Consider the following 16,229-nt stretch of genomic DNA (forward strand, 5'->3'; position numbering starts at 1 on the left):
ACCAAGCACTTGCTAGGTAGCGTGTCAGGTAGGAGTCCAGTGACCGAACAACCGAGAACCATCCCATCAGCCCTCATCCGGGCCGCCGAGGAGTTCGGTGAGCGCGCGGCTATCGCCGATGGCGACACCCGACTGACCTTCGCACAGCTACATCAGCGCGTCCGCGATTTCGCCGGCGCACTGATCAACCGTGGGGTGAAGGCAGGCGACCGCGTCGTCATCTGGGCGCCCAACACGTACCACTGGGTGATCGCCCTGCTCGGCGCTCAGTACGCCGGCGCAGCCATCATCCCGATCAACACGCGCTACACCGGCACCGAAGCACTCGACATCATCGAGCGCGTCGACGCAGCTGCCCTGGTGGTCGTCGGCACGTTCCTCAAGGCCGACCGGTACCAGCAGTTGCTCGACGCCAATCCGGACCTGAGGATCCCCACCGTCATCCAGGTACCGATCGACGGGGACGACGACCGTGACGGCGTCATCGAGTTCGAGGACTTCCTCGCGCTCGCCACCGACGCCGCCCGCACCGAAGCCGACGCGCGTGCTGCGAAGGTGCAGCCAGACGACGTCAGCGACATCCTCTTCACCTCCGGCACCACGGGACGCAGCAAGGGTGCGATCACCGCGCATCGTCAGTCCATCGCTGTCGCCAAGTCGTGGGGTGAATGCGCCGAGGTCACCGCCGACGACAACTTCCTCATCATCAGCCCGTTCTTCCACACCTTCGGATACAAGGCCGGAATCCTGGTCTGCCTGTTGAACGGTGCGACGATCGTGCCGGTGTCCGTCTTCAACATCGACGACACCCTCGCATTGGTCAGCAGCGAGAAGATCAGCATCCTGCCCGGCGCCCCGACGATCTACCAGACCATCCTCGATCATCCCCGCCGCAGCGAATACGACCTGTCCTCGCTCCGCATCGCGATCACGGGCGCAGCACCCGTGCCGGTTGCTCTCGTCGAGCGCATGCAAGCAGAGCTTTTCGACGCCGTCCTCACGGCATACGGTTTGACCGAGGCAGTGGTTGCGACCATGTGCCGCACCGACGACGACCCGGTCACCGTCTCCACCAGTTCCGGCCGCGCGACAGCCGATTTCGAGGTCAAGATCGGCGACCAGGGTGAGATCCTGCTTCGTGGACCGAACGTCATGCTCGGATACCTCGACGACCCCGAATCCACCGCCAAGGCAATCGACGCCGACGGCTGGCTGCACACCGGAGACGTCGGAACCCTCGACGAGCGTGGCTATCTCGACATCACCGACCGTCTGAAAGACATGTACGTCAGCGGCGGATTCAACGTCTACCCCGCCGAGATCGAGGGCATGTTGGCTCGCCTGCCCGGCGTCCACGAGTCTGCTGCCATCGGCATCCCCGATCACCGGATGGGAGAGGTGGGCCGCGTCTACATCGCCCAACTCGACGGTGCCGGCCTCACCGAAGAGTCGGTAATCGCCTTCCTCAAGGAGAAGATCGCAGGCTTCAAGGTGCCCCGCGAGGTGCGCTTCGTAGATCACCTGCCCCGTAACCCTTCGGGCAAGGTCCTCAAAACGGTTCTGCGCGAGGAACAATCATGACCGTTCCCTTCGAAGCCGACGTCGTGACCTACGAGGTTCGTGACTCGGTCGCCGTCGTGACCTTGAATCGACCCGACTACCGCAACGCCCAGAACTCGGTGGTCACGTACGCCCTCGACGCGGCATTCCAGCGCGCCGTCGAGGACGACGACGTGAAGGTGATCGTCCTGGCAGGCAACGGACCTCACTTCAGCGCCGGACACGACCTGGGAACTCCGGGACGCGACCATCACGTCGAGTACGAGAACAAGGCCACCATGTGGTGGGATCACGTCGACAAGCCAGGCGGTGACCAGCGTTTCGCCCGCGAGATGGAGGTCTACCTGGGCATGTGCCGCCGTTGGCGGGAGATCCCCAAGCCCACCATCGCGATGGTCCAAGGCGCCTGCATTGCCGGTGGGCTCATGCTCGCCTGGGTCTGCGACATGATCGTCGCGGCCGACGACGCCTTCTTCTCCGATCCCGTTGTCCGCATGGGCATCCCCGGCGTCGAATACTTCGCGCACCCGTGGATGGTCGGTTCACGATTCGCCAAGGAAATGCTCTTCACCGGCGATCGGTTCACCGCGCAACGTGCATACGAAATCGGCATGGTGAACCGCGTCGTCGCCCGCAAGCATCTCGAGAAGGAGACGTTCGAGCTCGCCGGACGTATCGCCGAGATGCCGCGCTTCGGACTCGCTTTGACCAAGAAGGCCGTCAATCAGTGCGAGGATCAGATGGGGATGCGCAACGGCATCGACTCCGTCTTCGGTCTGCATCACTTCGCTCACGCTCACAACGCCGAAGTCGGCAAAGACTCGCTTGGTGGTCTCGACGCCAAAGCTATGGCTGCCAGTGCTCGCGCACCGCAGGAAGGAACAAACTAGTGGATCTCGTATTCGACGACGCCACAACCGCATTCCGTGACGAGGTTCGCTCGTTCCTGGAAGCGAATGTGCCCGCGACTCCCCTGAAGTCGATGGATACCGCCGAAGGCTTCGAAGAGCACCGTCAGTGGGAGCACACACTCGCCGATGCCGGCTACGCCGTCGTCTCCTGGCCCAAGGAACTCGGCGGACGCGATGCGTCCCTGCTCGAATGGGTCATCTTCGAGGAGGAGTACTACCGCTCGGGCGCGCCCGGCCGCGTAAGCCAGAACGGCATCTTCTTGTTGGCTCCCACACTGTTCGAGCATGCAAATGCCGAGCAGTTGGCTCGCATCATGCCGCGCATGGCTCGTGCCGACGACATCTGGGCCCAGGCCTGGTCCGAGCCCGAGTCCGGTTCCGACCTCGCAAGCCTGCGTTCGAGTGCGAAGAAGGTCGACGGCGGCTGGCTGCTCAACGGTCAGAAGACGTGGAGCTCACGCGCGAGTTACGCCGACTGGGGCTTCGGCTTGTTCCGCTCCGATCCGGATGCGCAGCGCCACAAGGGCATCACGTATTTCATGTTCGACCTCCGGTCGAAGGGTGTCACCGTTCGCCCGATCGATCAGCTCGACGGTGAGCCCGGCTTCGCCGAGATCTTCCTCGAAGACGTCTTCGTTCCGGACGACCCGGCCAACCCAGGTGAGTCGGGTGTGATCGGAAACGTCAACGAAGGTTGGCGGGTCGCGATGAGCACCGCGAGCAACGAGCGTGGTCTCTCGCTGCGCAGCCCCGGCCGCTTTCTCGCCACCGTCGACCGCCTGCTCGAGCTGTACAAGTCCAGCGGACGCACCGACGACAGCGCTCTGCGCAACCAGGTCGCCGACGCCTGGATCGGCGCTCGCGCTTACCAACTCAACACATTCGGCACCGTCACCCGTCTGGCCGACGGTGGACAGCTCGGCGCCGAGTCCTCGATCAACAAGGTCTTCTGGTCCGAGTGGGATATCGCCACCCACGAGACTGCTCTCGAACTTCAGGGCCCTGAAGCCGAGTTGGCCGACAACTGGATGGACGGATACCTGTTCTCCCTGTCCGGCCCGATCTACGCAGGCACCAACGAGATTCAGAAAAACGTCATCGCTGAGCGTCTGCTCGGCCTACCGAAGGCGGACCGATGAGATTCGCGCTCGACTCCTCCCACCAGGACTTCGCTGCAAGCATCGATGCACTGCTGACCAAGTCCGACATGCCCGCCGTCATCCGTTCGTGGAACGACGGTGACACCGAGCCGGGCAAGAAGCTCTGGCAGCGCCTCGCCGAGACCGGCGTCAACGGTCTCGTCATCTCCGAAGAGCACGACGGACTCGGCGCCGACGCCGTCGACCTGGTCGTTGCGCTCGAACAGCTCGGTCGGCACGCAGTACCCGGACCGGTCGTCGAAACGATCGCCGTGGCGCCGACGCTCCTGGCTTCCGTTGCACCGGAACGTCTCTCTGCTCTCGCCGAGGGTTCGCTGGCAACCGTCGCAGCTCCCCCGCGCACACCGTTCGCGCTCGACGCCGATGCGGTGGATCTGGTTCTGCTCGCGCAGGACGGTGCCGTATCACTCGGCGTCCCTGGCGAAGCCAAGGCATCGGTGGATCTCTCCCGCAAGCTCTACGAGGTTTCCGCCGGCGAATCGCTGGGCTCCGCCGACTTCTCGGCCGCCTTCGACATGGGCGCTCTTGCCACTGCCGCGCAGTTGCAGGGCCTGGGCCAGACACTGCTCGAGGTCACCACCGAATACGCGAAGCAGCGCAAGCAGTTCGGCAAGGTCATCGGACAGTTCCAGGCCATGAAGCACCACCTGGCCGAGGTTGCCGTCTCCCTCGAGATGGCTCGCCCCCTGCTGCACGGCGCCGCACTGTCGGTTCGCGATCAGTCGGCCGACGCCTCGCGTGACATCTCTGCGGCCAAGGTCGCGTGCGGGGATGCTGCGTACAAGGCCGCTCGCGTCGGACTCCAGGTTCACGGCGCCATCGGCTACACGATGGAACACGATCTCTCCTTGTGGCTCACCAAGGTACGGGCGCTGCTCACCGCGTGGGGCACACCGTCCGAGCATCGCGCACGCGTCGTCGAAGCGCTGGTTGCATCATGAGCATCGACACCGAAGACCAGGCAGCACTGCGCGCATCGGTACGCGATCTCCTGAGCAAGCATTCCGACTCCGCTGCCGTCCGCGCCGCCATCACCACCGAGATCGGCTACGACGCCGCTTTGTGGAGCAAGCTGTGCGAGCAGATCGGCGTCGCCGCCTTGGCGATTCCGGAGGAGTTCGACGGCGTCGGAGCAGGTTTGGGCGAAGTACACGTGGTCCAGGAGGAATTGGGCCGCACGCTGACCCCGTCACCGATGCTGGGTTCGGCGATTCTTGCCGCACAGGCACTGCTGCTTTCCGGTGACGACGACGCATGCTCACGACTGCTGCCCGGTGTCGCGTCCGGCGAGAGCACGCTGGCCCTGTGCTGGGCAGGTGCCGCGGGTTGGAGCACCTTCGGCGTCGAGGCAACCGAAGACGCGTTGACCGGCACGGCGTCGTACGTCCTCGACGGACACGTCGCAGACACCCTGCTCGTTCTCACGGCCGACGGGTTCTACGAAGTGGATCCAGCGGCCGAAGGCGTCTCCCGCCGACGCGTCCCCACCATGGATCCGACGCGAACGCTGGCGGAGGTCACGTTCTCCGGTGTTCGTGGTCGGCCACTGGAGTGGTCCGAAGATCTGGTCGATCGGATCCGAACCGTCGTTCTGATCGCCTTGTCTGCTGAACAGGTCGGAGTGGCAGCAGCGATCGTCGAACAGACCGTGGAATACACCAAGTCGCGCAAGCAGTTCGGGCGCGCGATCGGTTCTTTCCAGGCCCTCAAACATCGGATGGCCGATATGTACACGTTGGTCGAGACGGCGAGGTCGATGACGTACGCCGCCGTGGCGACGCAGTCGGCGGACGACGCGGCAGTGGCGAAGGTCTACTGCTCGGAAGCCTTGCAGCAGATCACCTCCGAAGCAGTTCAGTTGCACGGCGGAATCGCAATCACCTGGGAGCACGACGCTCAGCTGTACTTCAAGCGTGCACACGGCAGCGCTCAGCTCTTCGGTCAGCCGAGCACCTACCTGCCGAGCCTCGCGCAGGCAGCGGGCCTCTAGGAGACGTCGGTGCTTGTTCGCTCGGTATTGCGAGCGAACAAGCACCACTGGTGCCCAGTCAGTGGAATGCCCAGCAGATTAATAGCTCTGGATCGCGCAGAATCGGTCACCAGACAGCTGTCCATCCCACAGACCGGAGTTTTCTCGTGAATCGATTCGACGACAAGCGCGTCCTCATCAGCGGCGCAGGATCCGGAATCGGCCAGGCCACCGTTGCCCGCATCCTGGCAGAAGGTGGCACCGTCGTCGCCGCCGACATTTCCGAGACCGGCCTCGAACAGACGCTGAACGCAGCGAAGGACGCAGGCCATTCCGATCGCCTGACCACGGTGAAGGTCGACATCTCCAGCGAAGAGTCTGTTCGCGAACAGGTCGGCGCTGCGATCAAGGCTCTGGGCGGGCTCGACGTGCTGGTCAACGCGGCGGGCATTCTGCGCTCCGCGCACACCCACGAGATGACACTCGATTTCTGGAACACCGTCATCGGGGTCAACCTCACCGGAACTTTCCTCATGACGAGGGAGTCCCTGCCGGCACTGCTCGAAAGCGGGGCAGGCGTCGTGGTCAACTTCAGTTCCACGTCGGCCACCTTCGCCCACCCATATATGACGGCATATGCAGCGTCGAAGGGCGGAATCCAATCCTTCACGCACGCACTTGCACTCGAGTACAGCAAGCAGGGCCTTCGCGCCGTGGCCGTCGCACCCGGCAGCATCGCTTCGGGCATGACCTCCGATCCCGGCTTCCCGGCCGACATCGACTTCACGCTGCTCGGCAAGCTGGCCCCGGCAATCGGTGAGGGTTTCGCTCCCCCGTCCGCGGTCGCCGGCGTGATCGCGATGCTCGCTTCCGAGGACGGCTCGTTTGTCACCGGAACGGAAATCCGCATCGACGGCGGCACGCATATGTGACCACTTGCTGTGCGCCTTTATTAACCCCCGGCGGTTAATAAAGGCGCACAGCAGCGAGGCGGCATACTTAACTGGCCGCCGGGAACCCGTCCGGCGGTACGACGTGCGGTGGGGAGCCAGCGGTGAGCGAGTCAACAGGCACTACGAACCTCGAGCCCGTGCTGATCAGTCCCGTCGTCGGCGGAATGATTCGCACGTGGTCCGAGGACGAGACCCGCTTGTGGAGCGTCGACGATCCCGCGGCGCTCGGCGCACAGTTGGGACGCGGTCTCGTAGCCCGTACGACCCTGCCGGACAACAAGTTCCGAGAGGTTGCGTTTCTGGATACCCAGACCCAGGCCCTCACTGTGCAGCCGCGCTTCGCTTCCCCTGACAGCACTGCACTTGCCGCACCGTTCAAGCTCACCGAGGCGTCGGCCCCGACGTCCGACGCTTGGGAAGATCTCGAATCGGTACTCGCGTCGGTCGCGATCTCCGCTGCTGGACGTGGCGAATTCTGGCTCGCGGAACTCGGCGGGTGGGATGCTCCGCACGAGCCGAACTGCCTCTTCACGACCGTCGACGAATCGGGACTGGCCAACGCGGTCATGGAGGCCACCCCCGCGCCCGCCGGAACCGGCGTCTGGCCGGAGGTTCCGAGCGGACAAACCGGCGTTTCCGTTTCGGCACCAGCCTCACAGGACACCATCGAGGCTGCCGGAATCTTCGCGGTATCAGCGATCGAGACGTGGGGCGTCACACCGTGGGACATCAACCTCACTTTCGGCAAACTGGTCGATTTCGCCTGATCAGCGGCGCCGACACGCGGCGGTGAGTTGTACGTCTCCCCTCAGCCGACGGCTCACGGTTCGTCACAACACGCCCGATGGCGACGACATCGGGCCCCTCGGTGGGCATACTGAGGGAACTGGGGTTACTCCCGGTCACAAATACCCGTGGATCCGCGTCGGGGCGGGTGCGGTCCGACAACACGCGAGCAGCCACAGACACTGGCGGCTCCGAAAGGTTCAATCATGGCAACCGACCAACTACAGACGGTTGTATTGCACGGCGACCAGCTCAAGTACGTCGACCAAGGCAGTGGCCCCGTTGTGGTGCTCATTCACGGCCTACTGGGCGCGCACTCCAATTGGGAGCCGCAGATCGAGACGCTCTCGCGTCATTACCGCGTGATCGCCCCTGATCTCTTCGGACATGGTGCGTCGGACAAGCCTGCCGGCGACTATTCACTCAGTGCTCACGCCGCCACCGTTCGCGACCTCCTCGAAGCCCTCGATATTCCGTCGGCCACCCTCGTCGGTCACTCCCTCGGTGGTGGGATCGCGATGCAGACGCTGTACCTGTTCCCCGACCGGGTGGAGCGGCTGTGCCTGGTGGCCAGCGGCGGACTCGGCCCCGAGGTGAGCCCACTCCTGCGCGCGGCGACTCTGCCCGGCAGCGAACTGGTACTTCCCGTTCTCGCGTCCAGGACGCTGACCGACGTGACGGACAAAGCGCTCGGACTTTTCAACAAGATCGGCCTGTTCAAGCTCGGTGCCAGCGCGAGTGAGGCCCGTAAGAGCTTTGCTTCGGTATCGGACGCGTCGACACGTCAGGCATTTCTGGCGACCGCGCGATCGGTCATCAACTACAACGGCCAAACCGTCAATGCCACTCCGCATTTCGCCAACTTCAAGAACCTGCAGGCACTACTGGTGTGGGGCGAGGAAGACACCATCATCCCCAACGCCCACACCGAGAATGCTCGCGCCGAACTACCGCTGGGGCGGGTGGAGATATTCAAGCGCGCCGGGCATTTCCCGCACCTTGACTATCCGGATCGCTTCGACCGTGTCTTCTCCGAATTCATGACGGACTGCGGAGTCGGTATCGGCACCGGACCCAAGGCCGTCAGCAGCTGAACTAGCTCCCCGCAACCAGCTCTTCGAGGTAGCTCGCCACCCCGTCCTCGTCGTTCGTGGGCAAAATTCGGTCGGCGAGCTCGATGACCTCGGCTCTGGCGTTGGCGGGCGCCAGAGCCGTTCCGGCCCAGGTCAGCATCGCAACGTCGTTGAAGGCGTCACCGGCCGCGGCAACTTCCGACGCGTCGATGCCGTCGATCGCGCACAACTGCGCGAGAGCGCTGGCCTTCGAGACGCCCGCTGCAGCCATTTCCATGTACGGGGCGCCGGAGTGGGTCAACTCCACACCCTCGATGCCCGCAGCGACCGCAGTTCGGTACAGGTCGGCGCTGGGAACCTCGGCATGCCGGGCCACGATCTTGACCATCGGCTCCACGTCCAGCGGCAGCGTATCGGCGAGCACCATCTCGTGCAGGTGCCGGTGATGGTCCGCGAACTCGCACAGAGCGGCATACTCCGGCTCGGCAAAGAACTGCGTGGGTCCGACGTTCGCGAACACGACGCCAGGAATCAGAGCACGAACCTGCTCCATAGCTGTTGCAGCCAAAGATGTTTCGATCGAAACGGTGTCGACGATCTCCGGAGTCCCGTCCGCCAGGTCGAGAATGACAGCTCCGTTGGCACACACAGCTTTACCGCGAAATCCGCACGAGCTCGCCAACGTGTGTACCGAATGCCTGGCCCGGGCCGTCGCCCACACAACTTCGATCCCCGCGAGCCGCGCGTTCTCCATGGCCTGCGCGGTGCGCGCCGAAATCGTTCGGTCGGAGCGCAGCAGGGTGCCGTCGAGGTCGGTTGCGAACATACGAATACGGGTCACCAGACAATGATGGCAGTCCGTTCGCAGCCCTCACCAACTACGTGACATGGGCCGTTGCTCTGTCAATTACTTGCTTGGGCCTCGAGAAGGTGCCGACGCATCTCACCGAAGACCACACCCAGCCGCTCGACATCTCGCGGGCTCAGCAGGTCGAACATGCTCTCCCGTACAGCGGCCACGTGCGCCGGGCTTGCCGACGCCAATTTCTCGGCACCCGAGTCGGTCAGCTCCGCATTAGCGCCCCTCTTGTCGTCGACACACTCGACCCGGCGCACCCACCCGGCACCGACCAGCCGATTGACGGCCCTGGTCACACCACTTCGGGTAGCCATCACAGCGTCGGCGAGCTCACTCATGCGCAGTTGCCGGCCGGGCGCTTCGGCGAGAGCGACCAGCAGTTCGAAATCGGTGAAGGAAATGTCGGAGTCTCGCACCAACTGCTGATCAAGAACACGCTGGAGCAGTCGGGTCGAGTCCAGGTAAGCCCGCCAGGCCGTTTGCTCCGAGTCGCTCAACCACCGCGTCGATTCCATGACACCAGCATATCCGAAGTAGTTGACAACGAAATCAAATGATCTATTCTCAATGTAGTTGATCAGTCAACTACCTGTTCGAAGAGAAGGTTCAACCGAGAGGCGGGCGCTATGAGCGACAACAATGCAGTGCAGTTCGAGGAACGCCGGGCCGAGATCAGGGATCGACATCTGCTCCCCGCCGACAAACGACCCGCATCGACCGCACGCGGCCTGCACCATACGGCCCTGATCAGCAGTGACGTCGAACGAACCGTGAAGTTCTACCAGGATCTCCTCGGATTCCCACTCACCGAGTTGATCGAGAACCGTGACTATCCCGGGTCGTCGCACTTCTTCTTCGACATCGGCAATGGCAACCTTCTGGCGTTCTTCGACTTCCCGGGTCTCGACGTGGGCCCGTACCAAGAAGTACTCGGCGGCCTCCACCACATCGCGATCAGCGTCGAACCCGCCAAGTGGGCGAAGCTACGTACCAGACTGACCGAGGCCGGCGTCGAACTGATCGAGCACAGTGAGGTTTCGCTGTACTTCCGCGATCCCGACGGCGCTCGACTCGAACTGATCGCAGACCCACTCGGTGAGATGTACGGCAATCACGTCCTCTGAAAACTTGCTCTCCCCCATACCATTCGGAAGGCACACCATGACCTCCACTCTGTCGCAGCCGAACCTCGATATCCGTCGATCCGGGGATCGTTTCAAGTCCAATGCCGGCTGGCTGGACTCGAAGCACTCGTTCTCGTTCAGCAATCACTACGACCCGAAGAACACTCACCACGGTCTTCTTCTGGTGAACAACGACGACATCGTCACGCCGGGAATGGGATTCGACACCCATCCCCACCAGGACATGGAGATCGTCACCTGGGTACTGAGAGGTTCTCTCGTACATCAGGATTCGATGGGTCATTCGGGTGTCATCTACCCCGGTCTAGCCCAGCGGATGAGCGCCGGAACGGGCATCCTGCATTCGGAGAAGAACGATTCGTGGCGACTCGGTGACGTGGCAGGTGCGCATTCCGACAAGCACAGCGACCCGGTTCACTTCATCCAGATGTGGGTCATCCCCGACGAAGCCGGAATCACCCCCGGCTACGAGCAGTTGGAGATCGACGCCGAATTGCTTGCCGGTGGACTGGTTCCCGTCGCCTCCGGCATGGACGCGTACGCCGATCACTCGGCAATCCGGATCAAGAACAAGTACGCCGCGATGCACGTTGCGCGTCTGCAACCCGGACAGCCCGTGACCCTGCCCGACGCACCGTTCCTGCACGTTTTTGTCGCCGACGGTCAGGCCGCCATGGAAGGCGTCGGAGTGCTCGAACAAGGTGACGCGGTACGCGTGTCCGGCGGCGGAGGTCAGCAGATCAGCTCCGATACCGGGGCAGAGGTCATCGTCTGGGAAATGCACGCCACCGTTTCGCAGGGATGACATGAAGCCCTTCTCGTACGACGCTTCACCGGCTCGAATTGTCTTCGGCCAAGGGATGATCGATACGATCGCCGAAGAAGTGCGGCGGCTCGGCCGTAGCCGAGTGATGGTGCTGGCAAGTCGTCGACTCGACGCGGTTGCCGCCGCCGTGACCGAATCTCTCGGCGACATGGCGGTGGCCCGCTTCGACGGCGCTTTGATGCATACTCCGATCGAAGTCACGACAGCCGCGCTGAGACTTGCCGAGAACCATCACGTCGACACGGTCGTCGCGATCGGCGGCGGTTCGGCAACCGGGTTGTCCAAGGCATTGGCACTACGAGCGGGGTTCGATCAGATCGTCGTTCCGACAACGTACGCGGGATCAGAAGTCACTCCGGTGTTGGGTGAAACAGAGAACGGACGCAAGACAACTCGCTCCTCTCCCCACATCCGACCGGAAACCGTCATCTACGACGTCGACCTCACTCTCGATCTGCCGCTGGATACCACCGTCACCAGCGCCGTCAACGCGATGGCGCATGCGGTTGAAGCGTTGTACTCCACCGAGTCCAACCCGATCACGGACTTGATGGCGATCGAGGCGATCTCCGGGATCGCCCGTGCGCTGCCGAGCATTGTCGATGATCCGAAAAATCTGGAAGGTAGGGCCGAACTACTGCAAGCAGCCTGGTTGGCCGGAACCTGCTTGGGCACGGTCGGTATGGGGCTTCATCACAAGTTGTGCCACACCCTCGGTGGCAGCTTCGGTTTGCCGCACGCTCCCACCCACGCCGTTGTCCTTCCCCAGGCAATGGCGTTCAACGCGCCTGCCGTCCCGGAAGTCATGTCTCGAATAGCGACTGCCTTGGGTGTATCCGACGCCGCCACCGGCGTTTTCGACCTCGTCACCTCGTGCGGCGGACCGACCTCCCTGAGAGAGGTGGGAATGAGTCACGATCAGATCGGCCGTGCAGTCGAACTCGCGAACGCCGCCGCTTATCCGAACCCGCGTGAGATCACCCCGGCAGGCCTGAGCGAACTCCTCGAGAACGCCTGGTCCGGGCGTCGACCCGCCATCAGGTGAGAACGAATCAGGCAGTACCGCCTCGAGGCCTGACATGTTCGAAGATCAGAATCGTCTCGGTCGCAGCAACCGCCGGATGCGCCGAGAGATTGTTGACGACGAAGTCACGCAACTGCGCCGAATCCGTCGTTGCGACGTGCAGCATGTAGTCGTCGACACCGGCCACGAAATACACGTTGAGCACGGAGTCCAGCTTGGCGAAGTCGTCACCGAGCCGGTTGAGATGCGACCGCGCGTTGGCCTGCAGTCGAACTGCGATCATCGCCTGCAGATCCATTCCGAGAGCGGCGGGGTCGATGTCCGCATGGAATCCCCTGATCACACCGTTGTCCACCAAGGCGCGCACACGTCCGAGGCATGTCGACGGCGCAATTCCCGCGATCGCAGCCAGCGCATTGTTCGGAATCCTCGCGTCTTTCGCCAGCTCTTCGAGCAGAACCCGGTCGATCTCGTCCAACTTCATTGCTGCCCGAACATGCTTCGGCGAGGCAGCCGTCTGAATACCGATTTTTGAACTTTCACGCACCATGCATACAGCGTAGAGAATTATCTTCACTTCTCTTCACTATCTGGCGACGAAACTTCATGCTTGGCACCTGCCATTCGAAGAAACAACAGACTCAGTTCGGAGCCGTGTCATGAAGGTCGGAATCCCCCGCGAGATCAAAAACCACGAGTACCGCGTGGCCATCAGCCCAGCAGGCGTCCACGAACTGGTCGGCCGAGGGCACGAGGTCGTCATCGAAACGGGTGCAGGCGTCGGCTCCTCGTTCAGTGACGAGGATTTCAAGGCCGCGGGCGCGCAGATCCTCGGATCTGCCGATCAGGTCTGGACGGACGCAGATCTACTCCTGAAGGTCAAAGAACCTATTGCAGAAGAGTATTCGCGACTCCGTAAGGATCAGGTTCTCTTCACCTACCTGCACCTGGCGGCGTCGAAGGAATGCACCGACGCGCTCCTGACGTCGAAGACCACCTCCATCGCCTACGAAACCGTTGTCGGTTCCGACGGTTCACTGCCCCTCCTCGCCCCGATGAGTGAAGTAGCCGGACGCCTGGCACCGCAGGCGGGCGCCTATCACTTGATGCGTCACGGCGGCGGACGCGGAGTTCTGATGGGCGGCGTCCCCGGAGTGCGCCCCGCCAAGGTCGTGGTGATCGGTGCGGGAGTCTCCGGCAAGAACGCCATCGCCGTGGCCTACGGCATGCAGGCCGACGTCACCGTTCTCGACCTGTCGATCGCGCGCCTGCGGGAAATCGACGAGCTGTACCACGGCCAGGTCAAGACCATCACGTCCAACAGCCTCGAACTCGAACAGGCAGTACTCGACGCCGACCTGGTCATCGGCGCAGTGCTGGTCCCCGGGGCGAAGGCGCCGACTCTCGTCTCCAACAGCCTGGTGGCGCGTATGAAGCCGGGTTCTGTCCTGGTCGACATCGCCATCGACCAGGGCGGCTGCTTCGAGGATTCACACGCGACCACGCACGCTGATCCGACGTACCAGGTTCACGGTTCGGTCTTCTACTGCGTTGCGAACATGCCCGGAGCCGTCCCCCGTACGTCCACCTACGCACTCACCAACGCGACGCTTCCGTACGTCGTCGCCTTGGCCGACAAGGGGTGGAAGGACGCGGTCGCGACAGTTCCCGGCCTGGGGTCAGGTCTGAGCACACACGACGGCCTGCTCCTGTCCGACAGTGTTGCATCGGCGCATGGGTACTCGGCTACCACTCTCTGACCCAGGCAGCTCTGACCCAGGCAGCTCTGACCCAGGCAAGGACAGCTCGAGATCGCTAGCCTTGATCCATGAGCATTCCTGACATCACGCTGAATTCCGGAACCACGATCCCGCAACTCGGCCTCGGAGTCTGGCAGGCCACCAACGACGAAACCGAGCATGCAGTACGGTTCGCACTCGACGAGGCCGGCTACCGGCACATCGACACCGCTGCCGCCTACGGAAACGAAGAGGGCGTCGGACGAGGTATCGCCAACTCGTCCGTCGCGCGAGAGGACATCTTCCTCACCACGAAGCTCTGGAATGCAGATCAGGGCTACGAGCCGGCGTTGAAGGCTTTCGACACCAGCATCGACAAGCTCGGCGTCGACTACGTCGATCTCTACCTCATCCACTGGCCTCTGCAGGACAACGACCGACTCCTCCGCACGTGGGACGCACTCGAAAAGATCGCGGAATCGGGCCGCGCCAAGGCAATCGGGGTGTGCAACTTCGAGCCGCATCATCTGCAGCTTCTCGTCGAACGCGGTGGATTGTTGCCCGCAGTCGATCAGGTGGAACTGCACCCGCACCTCACGCAGCACGCCATTCGCGACAAGGCCGCCGAGCACGGGATCAAGGTCGAATCGTGGAGCCCACTCGGCGGTACCAGTAACGCAGGTTGGGGTAAGGCGTCCAAGCCCAACACCCTGCTCACCGACCCGATCATCACACGAATCGGTGACCGCCACAGCAAGACTGCCGCGCAGGTCCTGATCCGTTGGCACCTTCAGAACGGCCTGATCGTCATCCCGAAATCCGTACACGATGCTCGAATCGCTCAGAACATCGACGTATTCGACTTCGAACTCACCGATCTCGACCTGAGCGAAATCGACACTCTCGACGACGGCACCCGCGTCGGCGCGCATCCCGATGAACTCAACATCGGTGCACCGAACTGATCAAGCCGCTCGTTTGGTGGGGCGAAGCGCATCGAATCCGTTTCGCCTCACCATCGTTCCGAGGGTCTTCCACCACGGCCGAGCCGGATCCGGCTCGCTTCCGTCGCCCATCCGGTGCAGCTGATCGGTATGCCACTGCAGGTCGAGTGCACCGTCGAGCATCGAGATGTCGGCAACCTTCCCCAACAACTTCCGCGCTCCGAACTCAACAGTCGGCACGGTCAATCGTTCCCGATCCGATTCCAGGAGAACGGTTGCCGCGTCGGGTATCGTGATCGTCGGCCGGCCGAGGCCGATCACGTCGCACGCGCCGGAAGCCAGTGCCTCGACCATCGCCGATCGCGAGCGGAAGCCGCCGGTGACCGCCAAGGGAATGTCGCCGGCAATCGCTCGGACTGTCTCGGCGTACTCGAGGAAATATGCCTCTCGATCGCGAGTGCTCTGCTTCTGCGCTTTACCCATCATGGCCGGCGATTCATAACTGCCACCGCTGATCTCGATGAGATCCACCGACTCTTCGGTCAACGCGCGCACTACTTCTCGCGACTCGTCTTCCGAGAATCCACCTCGTTGGAAATCAGCCGAGTTGAGCTTGACCGAGACCGCGAATCCCGGAGCAACGGCAGAGCGTATGCGCCGAACGATCTCGATCAGAAAGCGTCGTCGACGCTCAGGATCTCCACCCCACTCGTCCGTCCGCTGATTGGACAAGGGCGAAAGGAACTGCGCAACAAGATAACCGTGCGCTGCGTGTATCTGCACGCCCCCGAAGCCGGAGGACTCGGCGACGCGAGCGGTTTCCGCGAACTTGTCGATGATCTCGTCGATCTCAGCGGTCGAGAGTTCTCGCGGCGTCGCCATTCCCGGAATCTTCAGCGCGATCGCGCTCGGGGCGACCGGTCTACCTCTGCTGGCAATCGGGTTGGATTGCCGCCCTGGGTGGTTCAGCTGCATCCAGATCTCGGCGCCGCCGTTCTTGGCGGTCTTGGCCCAGGCAGTCAGTGCTTCGGCATCACGATCGTCGTCGACGACGACATTGCCCGGTTCGGCGATCTGCGATCGATCGACCATGACATTGCCGGTGATCAGCAAACCGAACCCGCCACTGCCCCAACGACCGTACAGCGTTTCCAAGCGAGTGGACGGTCCATGAGTGCGGTCACCCAGAGCCTCGCTGAGCGCAGCTTTCATGGTCCGATTCCGCAGGATCTGCCCGCAGGGCAAAGTCAACGATTCTCCGAGTGTGGTCATGGATGCCT

General features: G+C 62.9%; 17 protein-coding genes. 13 read left to right on the forward strand and 4 right to left on the reverse strand.

Features of this window, described 5'->3' with window-relative positions; all coding sequences use genetic code 11:
- The first annotated feature begins 39 nt into the window (after positions 1-39).
- The 8 genes from M1L53_RS05135 to M1L53_RS05170 all read left to right on the forward strand — a co-directional run bounded on the left by M1L53_RS05135 (position 40) and on the right by M1L53_RS05170 (position 8,433).
- A complete protein-coding gene (locus M1L53_RS05135) occupies positions 40-1,581 on the forward strand; it encodes a FadD3 family acyl-CoA ligase (protein WP_007734186.1) in 1,542 nt (513 codons plus the stop codon).
- Positions 1,578-2,450 (forward strand): enoyl-CoA hydratase, encoded by an 873-nt coding sequence (locus M1L53_RS05140; protein WP_054188068.1) that lies wholly within the window; start codon positions 1,578-1,580, stop codon positions 2,448-2,450. Before M1L53_RS05135 ends, M1L53_RS05140 begins: the two co-directional genes overlap by 4 nt.
- Positions 2,450-3,610 (forward strand): acyl-CoA dehydrogenase family protein, encoded by a 1,161-nt coding sequence (locus M1L53_RS05145; RefSeq protein ID WP_007734181.1) that lies wholly within the window; start codon positions 2,450-2,452, stop codon positions 3,608-3,610. The genes M1L53_RS05140 and M1L53_RS05145 overlap by 1 nt, the downstream gene beginning before the upstream one ends.
- Entirely contained in the window at positions 3,607-4,572 is a 966-nt protein-coding gene (locus tag M1L53_RS05150; protein WP_007734178.1) for an acyl-CoA dehydrogenase family protein, read from the forward strand. The genes M1L53_RS05145 and M1L53_RS05150 overlap by 4 nt, the downstream gene beginning before the upstream one ends.
- Positions 4,569-5,621, forward strand: a complete 1,053-nt coding sequence (locus M1L53_RS05155) for an acyl-CoA dehydrogenase family protein (RefSeq protein WP_054188067.1) — start codon at positions 4,569-4,571, stop codon at positions 5,619-5,621. The genes M1L53_RS05150 and M1L53_RS05155 overlap by 4 nt, the downstream gene beginning before the upstream one ends.
- A 146-nt stretch (positions 5,622-5,767) precedes the next feature.
- Entirely contained in the window at positions 5,768-6,532 is a 765-nt protein-coding gene (locus M1L53_RS05160) for an SDR family NAD(P)-dependent oxidoreductase (protein ID WP_003945543.1), read from the forward strand.
- 122 nt (positions 6,533-6,654) lie between these two features.
- Positions 6,655-7,320, forward strand: a complete 666-nt coding sequence (locus tag M1L53_RS05165) for a hypothetical protein (protein WP_054188066.1) — start codon at positions 6,655-6,657, stop codon at positions 7,318-7,320.
- A 225-nt stretch (positions 7,321-7,545) separates the two neighbouring features.
- Positions 7,546-8,433 (forward strand): alpha/beta fold hydrolase, encoded by an 888-nt coding sequence (locus M1L53_RS05170; RefSeq protein WP_003945464.1) that lies wholly within the window; start codon positions 7,546-7,548, stop codon positions 8,431-8,433.
- 1 nt (position 8,434) lies between these two features.
- On the opposite strand, the gene M1L53_RS05175 is transcribed toward M1L53_RS05170, so the two are convergent.
- Positions 8,435-9,253, reverse strand: a complete 819-nt coding sequence (locus tag M1L53_RS05175; protein WP_003945542.1) for an HAD family hydrolase — start codon at positions 9,251-9,253, stop codon at positions 8,435-8,437.
- Between the two features lie 62 nt (positions 9,254-9,315).
- A complete protein-coding gene (locus tag M1L53_RS05180; RefSeq protein ID WP_007734171.1) occupies positions 9,316-9,786 on the reverse strand; it encodes a MarR family winged helix-turn-helix transcriptional regulator in 471 nt (156 codons plus the stop codon).
- Positions 9,787-9,897: 111 nt separating this feature from the next.
- Between M1L53_RS05180 and M1L53_RS05185 the strand changes: the two genes are divergently transcribed.
- Genes M1L53_RS05185 through M1L53_RS05195 form a run of 3 tightly spaced genes read left to right on the forward strand, consistent with a single transcriptional unit; the run spans position 9,898 to position 12,287 of the window.
- Entirely contained in the window at positions 9,898-10,395 is a 498-nt protein-coding gene (locus M1L53_RS05185) for a VOC family protein (protein ID WP_007734170.1), read from the forward strand.
- 37 nt (positions 10,396-10,432) lie between these two features.
- Positions 10,433-11,221 (forward strand): pirin-like bicupin family protein, encoded by a 789-nt coding sequence (locus tag M1L53_RS05190; RefSeq protein ID WP_054188065.1) that lies wholly within the window; start codon positions 10,433-10,435, stop codon positions 11,219-11,221.
- A gap of 1 nt (position 11,222) precedes the next feature.
- A complete protein-coding gene (locus M1L53_RS05195) occupies positions 11,223-12,287 on the forward strand; it encodes a maleylacetate reductase (protein ID WP_054188064.1) in 1,065 nt (354 codons plus the stop codon).
- 7 nt (positions 12,288-12,294) lie between these two features.
- On the opposite strand, the gene M1L53_RS05200 is transcribed toward M1L53_RS05195, so the two are convergent.
- Positions 12,295-12,816, reverse strand: coding sequence for an Lrp/AsnC family transcriptional regulator (locus M1L53_RS05200; RefSeq protein WP_003945867.1), 522 nt, complete (start codon positions 12,814-12,816; stop codon positions 12,295-12,297).
- Between the two features lie 109 nt (positions 12,817-12,925).
- On the opposite strand from M1L53_RS05200, the gene ald reads away from it, so the two are divergent.
- Positions 12,926-14,026, forward strand: a complete 1,101-nt coding sequence (gene ald, locus M1L53_RS05205; protein WP_054188063.1) for an alanine dehydrogenase — start codon at positions 12,926-12,928, stop codon at positions 14,024-14,026.
- Positions 14,027-14,094: 68 nt separating this feature from the next.
- The gene (locus M1L53_RS05210; RefSeq protein ID WP_007734162.1) at positions 14,095-14,970 is read left to right on the forward strand and encodes an aldo/keto reductase; all 876 of its coding nucleotides are present in this window, start codon (positions 14,095-14,097) and stop codon (positions 14,968-14,970) included.
- Here M1L53_RS05210 and M1L53_RS05215 read toward each other — a convergent pair whose 3' ends face one another.
- Positions 14,971-16,221 (reverse strand): NADH:flavin oxidoreductase/NADH oxidase family protein, encoded by a 1,251-nt coding sequence (locus M1L53_RS05215; RefSeq protein ID WP_007734160.1) that lies wholly within the window; start codon positions 16,219-16,221, stop codon positions 14,971-14,973.
- Positions 16,222-16,229 lie beyond the last annotated feature (8 nt).

This window comes from Rhodococcus sp. T9N (assembly GCF_024436645.1).
GTDB classification, from domain to species: Bacteria; Actinomycetota; Actinomycetes; order Mycobacteriales; family Mycobacteriaceae; genus Rhodococcus_F; species Rhodococcus_F qingshengii.

What these genes read in the sequence shown, in the direction of transcription:
- M1L53_RS05140 (WP_054188068.1), top strand. Translation starts at nt 1,578, where the DNA reads ATGACCGTTCCCTTCGAAGCCGACGTCGTGACCTACGAGGTTCGTGAC.
- M1L53_RS05150 (WP_007734178.1), top strand. Translation starts at nt 3,607, where the DNA reads ATGAGATTCGCGCTCGACTCCTCCCACCAGGACTTCGCTGCAAGCATC.
- M1L53_RS05155 (WP_054188067.1), top strand. Translation starts at nt 4,569, where the DNA reads ATGAGCATCGACACCGAAGACCAGGCAGCACTGCGCGCATCGGTACGC.
- M1L53_RS05170 (WP_003945464.1), top strand. Translation starts at nt 7,546, where the DNA reads ATGGCAACCGACCAACTACAGACGGTTGTATTGCACGGCGACCAGCTC.
- M1L53_RS05180 (WP_007734171.1), bottom strand. Translation starts at nt 9,786, where the DNA reads ATGGAATCGACGCGGTGGTTGAGCGACTCGGAGCAAACGGCCTGGCGG.
- M1L53_RS05185 (WP_007734170.1), top strand. Translation starts at nt 9,898, where the DNA reads ATGAGCGACAACAATGCAGTGCAGTTCGAGGAACGCCGGGCCGAGATC.
- M1L53_RS05190 (WP_054188065.1), top strand. Translation starts at nt 10,433, where the DNA reads ATGACCTCCACTCTGTCGCAGCCGAACCTCGATATCCGTCGATCCGGG.
- M1L53_RS05195 (WP_054188064.1), top strand. Translation starts at nt 11,223, where the DNA reads ATGAAGCCCTTCTCGTACGACGCTTCACCGGCTCGAATTGTCTTCGGC.
- M1L53_RS05200 (WP_003945867.1), bottom strand. Translation starts at nt 12,816, where the DNA reads ATGGTGCGTGAAAGTTCAAAAATCGGTATTCAGACGGCTGCCTCGCCG.
- ald (WP_054188063.1), top strand. Translation starts at nt 12,926, where the DNA reads ATGAAGGTCGGAATCCCCCGCGAGATCAAAAACCACGAGTACCGCGTG.
- M1L53_RS05210 (WP_007734162.1), top strand. Translation starts at nt 14,095, where the DNA reads ATGAGCATTCCTGACATCACGCTGAATTCCGGAACCACGATCCCGCAA.
- M1L53_RS05215 (WP_007734160.1), bottom strand. Translation starts at nt 16,221, where the DNA reads ATGACCACACTCGGAGAATCGTTGACTTTGCCCTGCGGGCAGATCCTG.